General features: G+C 55.0%; 14 protein-coding genes. 9 read left to right on the forward strand and 5 right to left on the reverse strand.

Going from position 1 to position 17287, the window contains the following annotated elements:
* Positions 1-518 precede the first annotated feature (518 nt).
* On the forward strand, positions 519-2156 hold the full coding sequence (locus tag SFX18_07795) for a hypothetical protein (protein ID MDX1963040.1): 1638 nt from the start codon (positions 519-521) through the stop codon (positions 2154-2156).
* A 191-nt stretch (positions 2157-2347) separates the two neighbouring features.
* Positions 2348-2800, forward strand: a complete 453-nt coding sequence (gene tnpA, locus SFX18_07800; protein ID MDX1963041.1) for an IS200/IS605 family transposase — start codon at positions 2348-2350, stop codon at positions 2798-2800.
* A 164-nt stretch (positions 2801-2964) separates the two neighbouring features.
* Here the strand turns inward: tnpA and SFX18_07805 are convergent, their stop codons facing one another.
* Positions 2965-4560 (reverse strand): hypothetical protein, encoded by a 1596-nt coding sequence (locus SFX18_07805; protein MDX1963042.1) that lies wholly within the window; start codon positions 4558-4560, stop codon positions 2965-2967.
* Positions 4561-4760: 200 nt separating this feature from the next.
* Complete coding sequence (locus SFX18_07810) at positions 4761-5447, reverse strand: metal-dependent hydrolase (protein MDX1963043.1); 687 nt, start codon at positions 5445-5447, stop codon at positions 4761-4763.
* 788 nt (positions 5448-6235) lie between these two features.
* On the opposite strand from SFX18_07810, the gene SFX18_07815 reads away from it, so the two are divergent.
* Together SFX18_07815 and SFX18_07820 are read left to right on the forward strand one after the other, a co-directional pair.
* A complete protein-coding gene (locus SFX18_07815; GenBank protein ID MDX1963044.1) occupies positions 6236-6532 on the forward strand; it encodes a hypothetical protein in 297 nt (98 codons plus the stop codon).
* A gap of 789 nt (positions 6533-7321) precedes the next feature.
* The gene (locus SFX18_07820; protein MDX1963045.1) at positions 7322-8119 is read left to right on the forward strand and encodes a HEAT repeat domain-containing protein; all 798 of its coding nucleotides are present in this window, start codon (positions 7322-7324) and stop codon (positions 8117-8119) included.
* A 641-nt stretch (positions 8120-8760) separates the two neighbouring features.
* On the opposite strand, the gene dcd is transcribed toward SFX18_07820, so the two are convergent.
* A complete protein-coding gene (dcd, locus tag SFX18_07825) occupies positions 8761-9327 on the reverse strand; it encodes a dCTP deaminase (GenBank protein MDX1963046.1) in 567 nt (188 codons plus the stop codon).
* Positions 9324-10082, reverse strand: coding sequence for an endonuclease III (gene nth, locus SFX18_07830; protein ID MDX1963047.1), 759 nt, complete (start codon positions 10080-10082; stop codon positions 9324-9326). The genes dcd and nth overlap by 4 nt, the downstream gene beginning before the upstream one ends.
* Before the next feature lie 337 nt (positions 10083-10419).
* Here nth and SFX18_07835 point away from each other — a divergent pair, with 337 nt between their 5' ends.
* From SFX18_07835 to SFX18_07855, 5 genes are all read left to right on the forward strand, one after another.
* On the forward strand, positions 10420-11037 hold the full coding sequence (locus SFX18_07835; protein ID MDX1963048.1) for a DUF1579 domain-containing protein: 618 nt from the start codon (positions 10420-10422) through the stop codon (positions 11035-11037).
* 137 nt (positions 11038-11174) lie between these two features.
* Positions 11175-11729, forward strand: a complete 555-nt coding sequence (locus tag SFX18_07840) for a YqgE/AlgH family protein (protein ID MDX1963049.1) — start codon at positions 11175-11177, stop codon at positions 11727-11729.
* Positions 11730-11788: 59 nt separating this feature from the next.
* Positions 11789-13444, forward strand: a complete 1656-nt coding sequence (locus SFX18_07845) for a fucose isomerase (GenBank protein ID MDX1963050.1) — start codon at positions 11789-11791, stop codon at positions 13442-13444.
* A gap of 933 nt (positions 13445-14377) precedes the next feature.
* Positions 14378-15262, forward strand: a complete 885-nt coding sequence (locus tag SFX18_07850) for a hypothetical protein (GenBank protein MDX1963051.1) — start codon at positions 14378-14380, stop codon at positions 15260-15262.
* 236 nt (positions 15263-15498) lie between these two features.
* The gene (locus SFX18_07855) at positions 15499-16563 is read left to right on the forward strand and encodes a sialate O-acetylesterase (GenBank protein MDX1963052.1); all 1065 of its coding nucleotides are present in this window, start codon (positions 15499-15501) and stop codon (positions 16561-16563) included.
* Between the two features lie 409 nt (positions 16564-16972).
* On the opposite strand, the gene SFX18_07860 is transcribed toward SFX18_07855, so the two are convergent.
* Positions 16973-17287: hypothetical protein (locus SFX18_07860; protein ID MDX1963053.1), on the reverse strand; the 315-nt coding region annotated here is incomplete at its 5' end.

Below are 17287 nucleotides of genomic sequence, written 5' to 3' on the forward strand. Positions count from 1 at the left end.
GGCTATTGCGCACCTCAGGCGACCCGGGGGAGTGGCATCACTCGTCGCGGATTGCATTTTGCCACAAGTCCGAGCGAACACCAAGACTTTTATTTGGGCAGGGTACGCCCTAAGATCTATCATGTTCATTTTTCGCGGAAATTTGTGGTGGGGAATGTTTGTCCCGCAAAACTTGTGGAGCGTAAAAACTGCGATCCGCACAACCTGTGGAGCGTAAAAATCAGTCGCGGGCCACCGCAGTGTTGAGAATAGAATCGCGTTAGGCGCTGGGGGAGCGGTACTAAGAAGTGATGCCAAAGTTTACGGCAAAGCAGGCTGATTCTAACGAGACTCCCGACCCCTGGGCGTTAGCTCCGCCGCCACTGCGCGGCAATGAAAGAGCAAAATTGCATTTCCCGCCGCGCAGCGGTACAGTATCGTAGCCGTGGGCGCAAGCCCAAGGTTGGGTAAAACAAAGAAGCAGAAGCCGCGTAGTGGCGAAGTAGGAATGCGGCAGGCACCGTCTATCAGGGGTACACATGTCTTTCTTTTCCCGCCTGTGGCCGTTTAGTCGCCCAAAAATGCCCGAACTGCGACAGTTGGTCTATGATCACGACCAGGCGGCGCGGACGTATGCCGAATATGTGGCCCAAATCCCCGAGCGGTACCGCTATCGCTCCCCTTTGCCGTCCGACGCGCGGAACGGCGCGCAGGAACTGCGGGAGATCAATGAGTCGTTGCAGCTCTACACCGACTTTTACGCCACGCCCACGACTACCGCCGACGAGCGCGGCCAACTTGACGAAGAATGGGACTTGAAAGAAAACCAACTCATACCCTGGCCGGACGAGGACCAATATCGCAAAGTAAAAGTCTGGCTGGACGCTCATTTTGAATCGCTAGCGCGACTAAAGCGACTGCCGGAAAAGTGTGATTATATTTCCACGTACAAGTCCCAGGAACTCGAATACGACTCCAATTTTCAAGCTGGACTTATCGACATCAATATACGCAAAGCGATCCTGATGCTATCGTTTTTGGGTTATGCCCAAATCAGGGAACGGGATTGGAATGCGGTGCAAGAAACAATCTCCCGCGGTTTGGCCATTGCCGATCGCTTGGCCGCGGGCAAGATGTATCAAATGGATTTTCTCGTTATCCGTGGAATATGCAATATCCTTGCTAATCTGTATGACTGGCTGGCGCGGCATCCCGATTATGCTACTGATAAACTTTCCGGGCTGGTGCCCCTGTATCGCGCGGCGGCATTACTACCGCCGGGCGAGAACCGCGTGCGGCAAGTGGAGTTCCAGGAATGGGGATTGAGCGCGCTGGCGCGGTTGCCGCAATGCCGCGATATCGTCAATCAATACCTGGCGATATTTGGAGTTGGCGTGGTGGGACAAAGCGAGCATCCGCTAGAGCAGCCACAACCAGCCAGTGAAATTCATCCCGATCCCGTGATTGCCGGAGAAATGAGCGCGATAATGCGGGAACTGGCTAGCGATTCCGCCGCGCGCCAGTCGAATTGGCACCAAGAACTGCTGCGATTCGCGCGGGGCAACTCCACTCGCTTGCTGCCGCTTGATCGCACAGCGGTATTCGAGCAATTGCTCAATGAACGCATTTGCCTTCACGAACCGGAACTGAGCCGCGATCTGCTGAGCGGGCCACTTGAACAGTTCCCGGGCGAAGAAAACTGCGCAGTGAATGTCGCTGACAATTGGGTGGCGATTTACCGGGCACAGCTTCGCGGGGAGTCACTTGGCGAAGAGTCCGAGACTTCGCGGGTATCTGAAACATCCTACAACGAGTATTCGCTGGAAGAGGCTCTGCTTCAGCAGATCGGCAAACCTACCGCCATGCACCGTTATCGGCTGACGGTCATGCAGCACCGGCTGAGCTATCAGCGGTTTCTCTGCGCGATCTTTGAGCGGCTACATCAGCGCCGGCCAACTGCATTAGAGGAAATTGTTTCGTCCGGCATTGCTCCCGAACTGCCGCTGGATCCATATAACAATCGACCGTTTTTGTATTGTGCCCAGCGGGGATTGCTATGGACACCTGATGCGGACGGGAATAACGCGCAACAAATCGACCGCTATTTCCAAGCGGCTGGTGGCGATGACGGCAATAGTCTCATGGCGGGAATCGCGCGGTTGCACGCGCTGGAGTAAAATGCAAGCTAAGCCATACCGGAGGTCGGCACCGCTGGCTAGAATCCGTCCGCCGCTGTGCGACTGATTCAAGAAAAAATTGCATTATCCACCGCGCAGCGGTACAGTATCGTAGCCGTGGGCGCAAGCCCACGGATAAGATAAGTAGAAAGTCAAAGCCGCGCAGCGGCGAAGTCGTGGTACATAATTTCATGGCAGGCACATACGCCAATCTGCTGTATCATCTGGTCTTTAGCACCAAACAGCGATTGCCCTGTCTCAATTCCTCTTGGCGGGAAGAGTTACACCGATATTTAGGAGGGATCATCAAGGGAGAAGGGGGGTTGCCAATTCAAATCGGAGGTGTTGCCGACCATGTGCACTTGCTAATAAAACTTAAACCAACAATCGTTATTCCTGATTTACTCCGCCAATTGAAGGCGAATTCTTCCAAATGGATTAATGCAACACATGGAGGGGCGGGCAAATTTCATTGGCAAGATGGCTACGCGATTTTTTCCGTTAGTCAATCCAATGCGGACATTGTTGGCAAATACATTCTGTCACAGCCAGAACATCATCGGGAAATAGCGTATCAGGAAGAACTGTTATTACTTTTGAAAAAGCACCAAGTCGATTACGATGAGCGTTACCTGTGGGAATGACTTCGCCGCTGCGCGGCTGTGCCCTTTTTACGCATGCCATTCCGGGGGTTGGCACCCCCGGCTAGCATCCACCGCCGCTACGCGGCAGTTTAATTGGCCACGCGTGCTAATCGGCGTGAACGTGCTTGAGCAAAAAATCTGCATTCGTATTTCGTCTCTCCCCCCTAACGCGGCTGCAAGCTCCCCGGCACGTTCCCCACCCGTGGCTGGGTCGCGCTGGGGTTGGTGTTATACGGACCAGGGGCAGGTTGACCAGGAGACGGTGCGTTGCCGCGCGGGAATTGGGTGACAGTACCCGCCGGAGCATTGGGATTCGTCGCTGGATTCGTCGCGGGAAAATTCTGAGGAGCCGCGTTCGTACCTGGTCCAGTGGGTGGCAAATTGACGCCCAAGCCCGGATTTGTGTTAGGAGAGGGATTCGCGCCCACCCCCGGATTGCCAGGCGCGCCCGCGGGGGGCTGGGGCAAAAATCCTTGCTGGCCCGGTTGCGGACGCTGCGCCTGGTTGTTTGCTGGATTGTTTGGCGCTGCTGGCGGAAGGTTATCATTCAGCACGACCTTTTTAAATCCCCACGGCATCTTGGGCTCAATAAAGTTTGTTATAAAATTGTCCCACAGTCCATTGACCGCGTGGCCGGACAAACGAAAAACCGTCCGATTTTTGCCCCCCGGGTCGTGGGTCTGGATCGCCAGCGGCGACAAATCCTTCGCGCTCAGGATCACATCGACCTTCATATAATTCGCCGCGTCCGCCTGATATTTGGGAAACACCTCTAGCCAGATTTCCTTTCCCTGGATGTCCGGCGGCGTGTTCACCCGCACCCAATAACGGGCCAGCATCTTGTCTTTCTTTTGGCCAAAGACAAACGGCAGCGGCCCGTCGGCAATCGCCTGCCCCCGCATATTTTCCGGCAAGGTCGAAACCTCCATCACCTTCTCTTTGTATTTGACGTTGTAGATCGACGTCCCGTCACAGACCCAATGCTCGATTTGTTCTTCCGTACCGGCGACCATTTTGCCGGTGGCGGCATCAAAAATCTTGGGCGTGACAATTTGAAACAGCCCCTTGTCGGGGGCTTGGTATTTTAACTTGCCTGCGCATTCGGTTTTTGGCCCTTGGGCGGGGCCCCACACCGGATCATATTCCCAGCGGGTAAAGTCGCACTGAAACGTCTTGACCTGGGCGCTGGTTTTTTCCCAAGCGTCGAGGATCTGTTCGAGCTCTTGAAACTGCTGCGGCGTCAGTTGAAATGGTTGGTTGATCTTTTGAATCGCCACGGGAGGGATGCCCGGCAGCGGCTGGCCAACCGGGGGAGGGCCGTTCTGCAATGGCAATTGGCCATTTTGCAACGGTTGTTGTCCATTTTGCAGTTGGGGCTGGCCGTTGACCGCGGGGGGTAACTGTCCGGCGGGCGCGGGCAAGAGTTGCCCCGGTTGCAGGACGGGCTGTGCCGCGCCGGCGTTCTGACCCGGCGTGGGGGGGAAATTTTGCACATTCGGCTGCTGAAAATTGGCCGGTTGCACCGCGCCCGCTGGCTGGCGCGGCGCGGGATAATTGCCAGACGGATAGGCAGAAACTGGCGGCCGATTCGGTTGCGCCTGATTTTGTTGCGGCCGATACGGTTGCGGCTGATTGGGCTGTGGCTGATTTTGTGGGGGCACCGTCGCCGGAACGCCCGGACCCTGGGCGTGAACCAGACTCGCCATGCCACCCAAAAGGATCCAGGATAGCGCGAAAATACGAAGAGGGGCGTGCGGCATGGGATAATTCCGTAAACGGACGGAGAGCGACCGCGATCGCGCGGCCAAAAGCGGGCCAGATTTTAGCTGGCGGTGCCGCGGGAACCTAGAGCAGTTTAGGGGGTAAAGAAAAGAGCTAGCATGCTAGCAACGATCGCATTTTCTTGATTATACAAGCTGTTCTGCATTATTAATTATTAATTCGTAATTCTTAATTGACTTCAAACTTCCACCCCCTCTCCCACCCGCGGTACGATCGGCTGGGCGTTTGCCTCATGTCCGACCCGTGTCGCCCAGTGATTGGCATCGACGGCGATGGGGGGCCAAGTGTTGTAATGGGACGGCAACACTTTTTTGGCCTTCAGCAGGTCAATCGCCACCAGCGAATCCTCCACGCCCATGGTGTAGACATCGCCAATCGGCAGCACCGCCACATCAATCCCCCCCCGCCCAATCAATGTCATATCCCCAAAGAGGGCGGTGTCACCGGCAAAATAAATCGTGGTTTTGTTTTCCGTCAGCGTCAGCAGGTAGCCACACGGATTGCCGGCGTAGGTTCCATCCGGCCAGGACGAACTGTGCAGCGCGGGGGTCATCTTGGCCGTTCCCCAGTCAAACTTGACCGTCCCCCCGATGTTCATGGGGACGGTGTTATCGATCCCTTGGCCGCGCAACCACTCCGAGATTTCCCAGTTGCACACAACAGCCGCGCCGGTCCGGCGGGCAATCTCCACCAGGTCGGCCGTGTGGTCCTCGTGCCCATGCGTGACCAGGATCACATCGGCATTGGCCTGATGCGCTGTCTGGTTGGCGGCGGGGTTGCCGGTAAAAAAAGGATCAACGAGCAGGGTGTGTCCGCCGGTCCGTACCGTCCAGGTGGCATGTCCGTGCCAAGTAAGCGTGGCCATCAGGGGGTCTCCCGTGTGTGGAAACAAGGCATGAACAAATGCTAAGCAAGCTGCAACAGCACACCCGCCGAGTTAAAAACGAATTATAGCCGCCATAGCTGGATCGACTCAACATACCATATAACTGTACTTTTGTCAAGTACTTTGGAAATGGCAATTAAAAAAAATTTCGCCTAAACCTCCACCAATTCCGGGGCCTCTTGGACCACGTTTAACACGTTTGGCTACACCCATGACGCCCTGGGCCGCCAAACCAAGGTGACATTTACGGATAACACCGGGACACCTAACAATTTACGGGTACCCCAGGAACTTGTTCCTGGGTCGCGGCGGGGTGGCACCGTTAAAGTTTCCATTTACAACCAGTGCTGACCTTGTCTTGCCGGTTCCATTTCCTTGCACCAGACTTAGCCATTTTCAAAAAACTTGGGGTGCCACTGTCATTTTGACAGTGCTTAGCCAAAGGGTATGCCACTGCCTATAGCTTAGATTATCATGGTCAAGACTTTTTCGCAGTTCCATCTGTTTAAAATCATCAAGCTCCCGTCTCGGCACTGGTGTTCCACCAGTGGCACACGACTGTTTCACAAAATGGCCAAGTTTATGGTTGTTCTTGGGGTGCAAGGAAATGGCTGTCAGCATGGACTGGGCAAAGCTAGAATAAAATAGAGAAAATTCGTCAGTGCCACCCCGCCGCCTCACAACCCAATAAACAGTTCGGTGCCGGCAAATCCTCCACCGCAACCCAATCCATTTCCCTATCATCCTTTGCAACCCTATCCCGTACTATGAAAAGTAACCTTGCCGAACTAGCTTTTTCTTCGCGAAGTTACACTCTGCAGATTGCCTCATTGGCTGAAAGCATGTTGCTAGTTTGTGCGATTTTTTTCTTATACACACCAGTACGTTCCCATGAATTGTATCATTACACACCAATGTATGGAACTAGCATTTGTATATTTATTTTATCACGTTTAATTGCGTATATAGCCAATCAGGAAACTATAATTGGCACAATCATAAAGATTGCTGGCTTTATTGCAATTATCATTTATGCGCAGCACCTACAAGCACTTGGTGGATGAATAAAACAAGTTGCGAAGAGTTCGCCCTGTGCCAAAATAAGTGCAACCCCAAAATGACGGCGGGGTGGCACCGTTGAAGTTTTCCTTTTCAGCAAGTCTTGGCCCTGCTCTTGCCGGTTCCATTTCCTTGCACCAGACTTAGCCATTTTCAAAAAACTTGGGGTGCCACTGTCATTTTGACAGTGCTTAGCCAAAGGGTATGCCACTGCTAATAGCTTAGAAATTTATGGTCAAGACTTTCTCGCAGTTCCATCCGTCTCAAATTATCAAGTTCCCGTCTCGGCACTGGTGTTCCACCAGTGGCACCCGACTGTTTTACAAAATGGCCAAGTTTTTGGTTGTTCGTGGGGGTGCAAGGAAATGACTATCAGCAAGAACAGGGCATGGCTATAATCAAAATGCATAGCATTCGTCAGTGCCACCCCGCCGTGCCGATCCGCTGGGTGGAGTGTGACTAGGTCTGGAAGAGATGAATCCGGATGGTGAGTTTTTTCTGGGAAATGCTTCTTGCGGCTGCGCCGCCCAGGAACAAGTTCCTGGGGTACCCGGTTAATCGTAGCAGGTGTTGTGACGATTGGTGCAGCTGTTTATATTGCCATAAAAGGACCGAATTGCGTGTGTGTATGCACATGTGCTGGTGGCGGTAAAATAAACCTTGGGTACATGAACCGTTTCATCTGCTATTTACAGAATTTGAATCCAGATCGTCCGATGGGTTTGGTGTTGTGCTATTGTGCAGATTAGTAATCGCCAACACAATTCTCATGCACTTTGTGAACGGTTGCCATCATGGTTTCCTTCAAGCCTTTTTTTGTACCAAGCCCATTGCTACTAGTTTCCGTAGCAATGGCCTCTATGGTTTTAGGTGCGATCGTTGGAGGTCTAATGTGGGCATTATTATATGCCGCTGCAGCGATAGCCTTTTTACTCGCGATTTCAGTTTGGTCTTGGCACCGCTTTGACCAACCTCCACGGCTTAGTTTACCGGAAGCATTACTAAAAATCGATCAGCTTCGTGATTCAAGGGTTGAAATTCGACGTTCAGCGGCTATTGCACTTCGCGGCGCGAGTTCCGAGTGTAAGCCTTGTATTTCACAGCTACTAGCATTTATTAATGACTATGACGAGTGGGTTAGAAATATGGTTATCCAGGCAATTGGACGACTTGGCGTCGACACGATTGAAATCACTAATGCGCTTGCAGGTGTTCTTGATGCACATCCGGACGCTGCGATTGAAATATCGATTGCGATTCAAAAGAGTAGCGTTAAATCTGACCAAGCTACATCAATTCTGAAAAGCAAACTTCCGCAAATGGACACTCGCACACGAATTTTATTTGCTCAAGCTTTGTGGTCTGTAGAGGGGCATTTGGAGAGCATAATTCCAATTATCGATGATGGCCTGAAATCCAATGATGTTGTGACGCGTCGAATGGCTGCCGATATGCTGGCTAGTAATTTAGCAGTCGCAAGCACCGTTGTGCCGCTGCTAAAGCGATTGCTAAATGACACTGATCGACGCGTCCGGAAGTCCTGCTTGAAGGCCTTGCATGATATTGGCGAAAAGCAAGGGAAAATCCTATAACGAACATCGTCGCTCTGTGCCAAAATTCATGCCAACCGAGTATGACACGGGCAAAACTGAAAAAAAGTAGAAGGCTTGAGGTAACGATTGCTTCGTTCGCCCCCGATCCAAGAAGAAATGTGAAAACCGGGTACTCCCGATTAGCACTCATGATCAAAACGGCTACCCCAGGAACTTGTTCCTGGGCCGTGAAGCGGCGGGAAGCCATTCCTTGATAACCGCGTTTAAGTACCAGTAAACCCGCGGCATGTCCGACTAGCAGCGCGGAACGATAGCTGAGACTCGGCGAGTAGAACTCGCCATTACGGGAAATTCGGCGAGAAATACTCGCCATTACGGGAAACTCGGCGAGTAAAACTCGCCGCTACGGGAAATTCGGCGAGTAAAACTCGCCGCTACGGGGTGCAGCCTGTTGTTCGGCAACGGAGTTGCCTCCTACATTTTCTCTCGCCTCCCATCACTCGTATCCCACCCCTCGTCTCTCGCCCCACGACCCACTTGCCGCCTTACCGCTCGCCGCTAAAAAGTAAAATGCGCCGTTACGGGGAGATTCGGCAACGGAGTTGCCTCCTACATTTTCTCTCGCCTCCCATCACTCGTATCCCACTCCTCGTCTCTCGCCCCACTACCCACTTGCCGCCTTACCGCTCGCCGCTAAATAGCGTCAACTGCGCTTCCCGTTCTTTCTCGGATAAAAACTCCTTGTGCAACAGGCTGGGTTGGATGTCGTGGTTATGCTGGTACTTATTGCTGCGGTACTCGTTGATCGTGCCACAAATTTGATGATAAAAGATCTGGCAAATCGGCACGCCGGGATAAATCTTGACCGGTTGCACGGCAAACATCTCCAGCGTCCAGTAACCGCAAAAGCCCACATCGCCAAAGCCCGCCGTCACATGCACAAATAGCCCCAACCGGCCAATCGATGACCGCCCCTCGATCATCGGCACCAGATTGTGCGTCTCGGTCCGTTCCGCCGTCCGGCCCAGGTACAACTGATTGGGATTCAGGATGAGCCCCTCGGGCGGAATGTACAACCGCTCCACCCGATTCGGTTTTTTCATGTCGAGCACAATTTCCTCATAAACCAACAGCTCGTCATGCAGCGTCAGGTTGTAGCTGTTGGGGTTGAGGCGGCTTTCTTCAAACGGATCAATGCAAATATCCTCCCCCAGCCGGCGGTGGATTTCCGCGCCTGACAAAATCATGGCTGCACCTTATTCAAAAGTATCGGTCGGGAATGTTTCGTGGATTTTAACACGGGGACTCGCTCTTTTGGCAAACTTTGGGCTCTGTCTCGCGCGGTTACGGCCGGTGGCGCCACGCCAATCCTGGGGCACAGATCCAACAGCGGGCAAATCTCGCACTGGGGCTTGCGCGCGGCGCAAATGGCCCGCCCATGATGGATCAATTGGTGGCTAAAGTCGATCCAACTTGACCGGGGCAGCAAGGCCATCAAGTCCTGTTCGGCCTTGACGGCATCGGTATGGGGGGTCAGGCCCAGGCGGCGGCTGATGCGTCCGACATGGGTGTCCACGACAACGCCGCTGGGAATGCCAAAGGCTGTACCCAGGACGACATTGGCGGTTTTTCGCCCCACCCCGGCCAATTTGGTCAGTTGGTCGAGCTGGTTTGGGACCTGCCCGCCATGTTGATCCGCCAGCGCGCGGCAACAGGCCTGTATATTGCGGGCCTTGTTGCGAAAGAAACCGGTCGACTGAATCAACCGCTCAATCTGTTTCAAGCTGGCGGCGGCCAGATCGGCGGGCGTGGGATACGCTGCAAAGAGGGCCGGCGTGACCAGATTGACCCGCTGGTCGGTGCATTGGGCGGAAAGAATGGTCGCGACCAGCAATTGAAACGGCGAATCATGCCGCAGGGCGCATTCGGCCGTGCCATAGTGCCGCCGCAGTCGCGTGGCGATTTGGCGGGCATGGCGTTTGGCTGGTGGCAAGGCCGGCATGCAGAATTCCGCGTGACAAAAGGGGCCACGATCAAAACGCAAAGAAGCCACCGCTCATCAAAACAAAATGCTTTGATAATAAATCGCAAACAAGTTTCTCTGTTCAATGTGCAACCCGCGAGCAGCGGTGTCAAGGGAGCGGAGCGACAAAAAACCAACCGGTGAATTTTGCCTAGAAAACTGCCTTAAGTTTGGCTAAAAAAGTCTTGCGTTGCCCGCGGGCCAGGGAGAAAATTATTTTTCTCAAATTCCCTTGCCAAAGCGGCAAAATCTGATATACTGCACGCATGTTCATATTTTGGGGCGCGTTCCCTTTTCTTGTTAGAGGAGTTTTAAGATGAAATCGTTGTATGCCGGATGGTGCCGCGCTTTGCTGGCGGCGGGTATGCTGGTGGGTGGTTGCTTGGTCGTGCATGCCGCCGATCCCGCGGCAAAGGCAGCGGCGCCGGATGCGGCGGCCGCCCTGCAGGCGTATTTAGAAAGCGCAAAACCGGGCAAACACCATGAGGAACTGGCCAAAATGGTGGGCGAGTGGGAGGCCCAGGTCGAACACTTTATGCCTGGCATGCCGGTGGAAAAGTCCACCGCCACGGCAAAGCGCTCGATGATCATGGGGGGGCGATATTTACAGGAAGAGTTTAAGGGGACGATGGCCGGGATGCCTTTTGAGGGGATCATGACCCTGGGTTATGACAACAATTTAAAAAAGTACACCTCGGTCTGGATTGATTCGATGGGGACCGGCACCATGGTTGGCCATGGCACCCCGTCTAAGGGGGGAATGCTGGTGGAATGCAAAGGGACGATGTACTGCCCCATGCACCAAAAAGAGATGGCCTGCCGGACCGTCACCAAAATGACCGACGCCGACCATGAAATTTTTGAGATGTATGGCCCCGGCCCCGATGGCAAGGAAACCCTGGCCATGCGGATCCATTACACCCGCAAAAAATAACCAACGTTGCCGCTAGGGGTAAATTCCACTCCCACCGGCCCGGGGCCTTGACCACCCGGGCTGGTGGACTTTTTTTAACGGCATTTTGCCAGGGGTTCCACTTTGCAAAGGCGGGATTTTCCGCGCACAATGGGGGAATGAAAACACTTGTGGGCCAGTTGTTGATTGCCGTCCCCCAATTGCTCGACCCGAATTTTCGCCAGACGGTCGTGTTGATCGTTCGCCATAATGACGAAGGGGCCGTGGGGCTGGTGCTCAATCGCCAGGCCCCCCTCAAATTTAACACTGTCTGGGAAAAACTGTGCAACGAGCCTTGCCCGTTGGAGGCGCCGCTGTATGTCGGCGGTCCCTGCGGCGGTCCGTTGATGGCCCTGCACCAGATCCCCGATCAAAGCGAAATCGAGGTACTGCCGGAATTATACTTTACTTCTGATATTCAACAAATCCGCGAGGTGCTAGAGCAGCAGGCCGATCCCCTGCGGCTGTTTGGCGGATATGCCGGCTGGGGGCCGGGCCAGCTCGAAGACGAATTGAATGCTGGCGGGTGGCATGTGCACGCGGCCGAACCCGCGCAGATCTTTGCCGCCAACGACGCCTTGTGGGAATCACTGATCCGCGGGATGCGCGGTAAATCCCAACTGGCCGATTGGCTGGGTATTAAACATATCCCCCCCGCTCCCTGGTTGAATTAGTCGGATTAACACGCTCTATACTTACCAACCCAACCTCTCTTTTTTTTGGGATACTTCCGTTGACATTTTCTGCTTCCCCTGGCGATTTCCCGCCGCGCGTGCAACTGGTGGCCAGTGGCGACTTACGCGAATCGGCCAATCAAGTCTGCTGGCCAGCGCAACACGACATGGAGCAGGCCCTGGCCCGCGCGGTGGCGGCTTGCGGTTATAAATTGTCGCGGGGGCATGCTTATTGTGAGCATCGGCGGCATGGATTTATCAGTTCGCAAAAGGAAGGAATGCGGGTCTTTGCCGAATTGGACCCCGCCGCGCCGTTGATCGTGGCGGAGGCTGTCTGGCAATATTCGCATCATGTCCTGGCGGGGCTGACCACGCACCGCGGACCAATCCTCACCGTGGCAAATTGGTCGGGCCAGTGGCCCGGCCTGGTCGGCATGCTGAACCTTAACGGTTCCTTGACCAAGGCGGGCATCCCCTACTCCACGCTCTGGAGCGAAACTTTTACCGATGAACGGTTCACCACCCAACTGCGGTCTTGGCTAGCGAACGGCACGGTGCGGCATGACGCTTCGCATGTGCAACCTCTGGCCCACGTAAAGATTCCGCCCGCTTGCCGCGCACTCGGGACGCAAATCGCCGTTAATCTGCGCCTGCAAAAAGCCATCCTCGGCGTTTTTGACGAGGGATGCATGGGCATGTTTAACGCCATCATACCCGATGAGCTTTTACACCCCACGGGCGTATTTAAGGAACGACTTAGCCAATCGGCCCTCTATTATGAAACCACCCAGGTCGATCCGGCGGAGGCGGCGGAGGTGCGCGCCTGGCTAGAACAGCGGGGGATGACTTTTGTCACCGGTCCGGACGAAGCGAGCGATCTGACCGACGCCCAAATCCTCCGCCAGTGCCAAATGTATATCGCGGCGGTCCGGTTGGCGGACGATTTTGGCTGCGATGCCATCGGTATCCAGTATCAACAAGGACTCAAAGACCTGCTTCCCGCCAGCGATCTGGTCGAGGGACTCCTGAATAACGCCGATCGTCCGCCGGTCCGCGGGCGCGATGGACAGCGCGTGCTCTTTGCCGACCGCGCGATCCCCCACTTTAACGAAGTGGACGAGTGCGCGGGACTGGACGCGCTATTGACCAATCGCCTGCACGCGGCTTTGGGCCAGCCGGTTGAAACCACGCTGCACGATCTGCGTTGGGGGGACCGCGACCCAACCGGCACGACCGCCGACTATGTGTGGGTCCTGCTGATCAGCGGTGCCGCGCCCCCTGCACATTTTATCAATGGCTATGCCGGAGCCAGCAGCGAACGCCAGCCACCCATGTACTTTCGCCTGGGCGGGGGAACGCTGAAGGGGATCAGCAAACCGGGCGAGATCGTCTGGTCTCGCTTTTTTATCGAGGACCAACAACTAAAGCTGGATCTGGGGCGCGCGCGGGCGATCGCCCTTCCCCCGGAAGAGACCGAACGCCGGTGGCGGGCGACGACTCCCCAATGGCCGATCATGCATACGGTGTTTTATGGCATCACACGGGATCAAATGATGGCCCGGCATAAAAGCAACCATATTCAGGTGGCCTACGCCACCGATGCCGCCGCCGCGGATCAATTGGTCCTGGCCAAGGCCGCCTGTGCCGCCGCGCTCGGCTGCGAAGTGACGTTGTGCGGCACGCGCGCGAACGGGGAACCCTGGAATAACTCCTAGTAGCCTGTTGAAATTCAAACCGCATGCATGGAAACTGGTTGCTGTTTGTTCGTCAAAACCACGGCATTTTGTATCAGCAATTACTTTTCAACAGATCGCAAATGAAAGGTGAAAAAGGTTCTTGAAGAAGAATTTGTGAACACTAATCTTCGCTTATCAACACTAATCCAGAGTATATTTTGCCACCGCAATCGATCTAAACGGTCCGCTTACCTTGGAAATTCCGTCTGGATTAGCGAAGATCAGTGCGGATTAGTGGTTCAATTGCTTTTCTGTTAAACCTGGATCAGGTTGCAACTTCAAACCGAACGAAGTTTACTTTGCCACCTATCGTAACTCAAACGACTTACCCGGCCAGTGGTTGTTTTTTTGACGCGCAACAAAATCACGATAAATTATGTCAACTAAGGATTTTTCAACAGGCAGCTAGGCTGGGATAGGCCGGGCCTTTGGCCCGCAAAGGATCAAACGTCGATGGCCCACAATTGAATTTGCCAATCAATTCCGCGCACACTAATCTAGAATTCAACGGTTAGTCGTACGGATAACGCGAATTGGCAGGATTGACACTAGTCGTCTCTATTCGCTCATAGCACTCTTTATGGCATTATTTCTTGCCATCATTTGCCACCAACGGTTGCGGAAATGTGGTGTTTTGGCAACATGGACTCTTCGCTCCCAAAATCCCAGGTAGTTGTCCGGCGGAAATATTTAACCGTAACTTCTTTGAATGCCGCTACTTGCGTCGATGGACCAGGTTTTCTGGCAAGTTGCCACGCCCGCGGCGCGGCATCTGCCTTACTAAACTGACGGGCCAGCCAGGATGCGGCCCCTTTGTGATTGGGATTCGCCCCGGTTCCCTCGCAGCCCTGGTCCCCTCGGGCTGCGAGGGGACCCTGGGGCAGCATTTATCTCCCTTCCGGCACCGGAATTATGCACGCCCGCGAACTATTGAATTTGGCGGAACTGTTGACTTGGCAAGGCCCCATTTTGGCGGAGCATCGCGCGGCGCTCCCCGCGGGATCACTCGCGCGGTATTGGGCTGCCTGCAAATGCCGACTGGACCGGTGGGACCGGGAGTTAATCTGGCTCCGGGAAAACTTCACAACTCAGCCTGGATTTAACGGACCGGGCTGGCGGGCTATTCAGGCGGTCTGCGATGAAATTCTCACGGGTGAAATTTTATCCCGGCTGTGGGCGGCTATTATGTGTCTGCATGATCGGCATTGCGGCCAGACGGATGGCGGCCCCATCGCCCGCGGCATCCTAAACGGCCATATCACCAGTCGCCAACGGGTGCTGGAACTCATTTTGGATTATCAGGGAGTCGGCCCGCACGAAGGACAAATTTTAAACCGCTTGCGCTGGAGGTGCGAGCGTTGGACCGATGTGTTGTTGGCGCGACTGCAAATCAGCGGCGATGTCGCCGAATTTGCCCATGATGCGGCGCGGCTGATTGATTTTAAAGAGGAATGGCCGACGGGCGCGCTGGTCAGCGCCGTTCCCCAGGCCCGCGCGGCGTGGCTGCTGGCGTCGTTTCGGGCGACATTTCAAGATTCCCCCCCTCCCGCCACGGCCAATGCCGACCTCAATCGACAAATTGCCGAAAGCCTGCTGAGCTGTTTTCCGCCCGAGGCGTTTTGCGATTCGGGGACCTTGCGCACCTTGTGGGAGGCGCGGCTGATCGCGGGGGCGACCGACGCTGAACGGTTGGTGGGGCAGCTTCAATGGTTGGACCGGCCCGCGACCGCTCCGGCCACCTCTTTTGACATTAGCCCCCGCGCTCGCCAAACGGTGGAGCGGCCTCCGCGCTTTTAATTCGCCAGCGCGACATGCCCGGCTGGTTGCCTCATGCACGCCGGGCTGGTAGCATCAATGCTTATTCCCCTGGCGCTCGGTCAACGCTTCGTTTTCGGCCCAACCAGAAGGCGCTCACCCACGGTTTTTGCCTTTTACCAACCGTGGGTTCGCGCCCGTCGGCTGATTTGCCCGACTCAACTCCAGCGCATTGACCCTACCCTGGTCCGTTCCGTATTTTCATCCTGGAGTTTGCCATGATCCTTCGTCGGCTGGCCTTATCCTGTTGGTGCGCGGCGATCTGCGGTATCGCTTTTGTGGCAAATCCCTGTGACGCGGCGGACACGGTCAAGGTCTTTATTCTGGCTGGCCAATCTAACATGGAGGGAAAGGCTCCCAATAAATTATGGGAATATCAGGCGCAGGCCCCCGCCACCAAAGAGCTCTTTGCCCATTTGCGCAATGGGGACGGCTGGATCAAGCGGGACGATGTGTTCATCAAGTTTTTTGATCGGCATGGCCCGCTCACCCTGGGATATGGCTCTCCCGACAGAACCGGCGTGGAACTGGAACTGGGAACAATGCTGGGGGATCACTTTGAAGAACCGGTGCTGCTGATCAAAACCGCCTGGGGGGGACATTCGCTACAAAAAAACTTTCGCCCCCCCAGCGCGGGTTTGCCCTCCGCGGAACGACTGCAACAGGAACTGGCGGAAAATCAAAAAAGAGTCGCGGCCAATAACGAAAAGCAAAACAAGCAAGATCCGCTCCCCACGCTGGAGGACATAAAATCCCGCTATGGAGCGTCCTATCGAGACATGCTGGCCGAAGTCCGCCAAACCAAAGCGGAACTGGGCAAGCTATTTCCCGAACTGGCGGACAAAAAATTTGAGTTGGCGGGGTTTGTCTGGTTCCAGGGGTGGAACGATCAATATAACCAGGCGGAAACAGAATACGCCGAGAATTTGCGGCACTTAATCCGCGATGTGCGCAAGGACCTGGACGCGCCGCGGCTGCCCGTGGTGATCGCCGCCATGGGCCAAAACGGCTCCCAGCCCGCCACCGGCGCGATGCTGACCATTCAAGAAGCGCAACTGGCCGTCATGCACGAGCCGGAATTCGCGGGAAATGTGAAATCCATCCGCACCGACGTGTTGGTGGACAAGGCCGCCGAAGAGCTCTATCCCCACTGGCGCGAAAAGCGCGAGGAATGGGACCGCACCGGCGGGGATTTTGCCTATCATTACCTGGGAAGCGCGATCTGGTTCATGCGCATCGGCCACGCCATGGGAGAGGCGATGTTGGAATTGCAGGCCAAGTAATACCAGTCCTTGATAAATCTAGCGCAGCAAGCATTTCGTAAAGGCACGAAGTTGTGATGGGTAATTTCGGAATTACGCAACCGCGTTGCGGTTGAATTTTTGGCTTGCAAAATTCGCAGGGTAACCGCTACGCGACTACCCTGGGCTGAGTACCACAACCGCGTTGCGGTAAAAGCTTACCGCGAAGCGGTTCCGTATCGCAGCCCAGTGGTTGGAGCGCAGCGAACAACCCTGGGTGAGAGGGTAATAACGAATGCCCCCCTACTCCAACGGAGTTGCAAACTCTTGTAATCCGGATAAAAGCTGCGCTATGATTCCTTGTGAATGGTATAACCAAGTACAAGCAGCCAGCGCTATGACATAATCAAGGTGATTTAGCACGGAAATGTCCGCCAGCTAGGTGGAACAATCAATTGACCTCGCCTTCCCAGAATGATTGCTGCGACCAAGCGGGCTTGTTCCCCTCCGTCGTTTCCGCGGAGGCTGTTCCCGGTCCTGGTTTTTTTGCCGTAAGGCGGCCTCCCTGGCCTTGTTCGGTAATTTCACGAGGATCCGTTGAGCCATGCGCGTCAACTTTTGCCTGATTCCCCTCCGCGCGTTGCGCTTGTTCATACAGCCGGACCAACGATTCCAGCGTATCCGCCTGGGAAGCAGTCTTGTCCGTCCGCCACCGCGCGATGCGCGGGAATCGCAACGCCCAGCCCGACCGGTGCCGCCCGCTGGG

This window comes from Pirellulales bacterium, from assembly GCA_033762255.1.
In the GTDB taxonomy this organism is placed as follows: domain Bacteria; phylum Planctomycetota; class Planctomycetia; order Pirellulales; family JALHPA01; genus JANRLT01.

What these genes read in the sequence shown, in the direction of transcription:
- SFX18_07795 (MDX1963040.1), top strand. Translation starts at nt 519, where the DNA reads ATGTCTTTCTTTTCCCGCCTGTGGCCGTTTAGTCGCCCAAAAATGCCC.
- tnpA (MDX1963041.1), top strand. Translation starts at nt 2,348, where the DNA reads ATGGCAGGCACATACGCCAATCTGCTGTATCATCTGGTCTTTAGCACC.
- SFX18_07805 (MDX1963042.1), bottom strand. Translation starts at nt 4,560, where the DNA reads ATGCCGCACGCCCCTCTTCGTATTTTCGCGCTATCCTGGATCCTTTTG.
- SFX18_07810 (MDX1963043.1), bottom strand. Translation starts at nt 5,447, where the DNA reads ATGGCCACGCTTACTTGGCACGGACATGCCACCTGGACGGTACGGACC.
- SFX18_07815 (MDX1963044.1), top strand. Translation starts at nt 6,236, where the DNA reads ATGAAAAGTAACCTTGCCGAACTAGCTTTTTCTTCGCGAAGTTACACT.
- SFX18_07820 (MDX1963045.1), top strand. Translation starts at nt 7,322, where the DNA reads ATGGTTTCCTTCAAGCCTTTTTTTGTACCAAGCCCATTGCTACTAGTT.
- dcd (MDX1963046.1), bottom strand. Translation starts at nt 9,327, where the DNA reads ATGATTTTGTCAGGCGCGGAAATCCACCGCCGGCTGGGGGAGGATATT.
- nth (MDX1963047.1), bottom strand. Translation starts at nt 10,082, where the DNA reads ATGCCGGCCTTGCCACCAGCCAAACGCCATGCCCGCCAAATCGCCACG.
- SFX18_07835 (MDX1963048.1), top strand. Translation starts at nt 10,420, where the DNA reads ATGAAATCGTTGTATGCCGGATGGTGCCGCGCTTTGCTGGCGGCGGGT.
- SFX18_07840 (MDX1963049.1), top strand. Translation starts at nt 11,175, where the DNA reads ATGAAAACACTTGTGGGCCAGTTGTTGATTGCCGTCCCCCAATTGCTC.
- SFX18_07850 (MDX1963051.1), top strand. Translation starts at nt 14,378, where the DNA reads ATGCACGCCCGCGAACTATTGAATTTGGCGGAACTGTTGACTTGGCAA.
- SFX18_07855 (MDX1963052.1), top strand. Translation starts at nt 15,499, where the DNA reads ATGATCCTTCGTCGGCTGGCCTTATCCTGTTGGTGCGCGGCGATCTGC.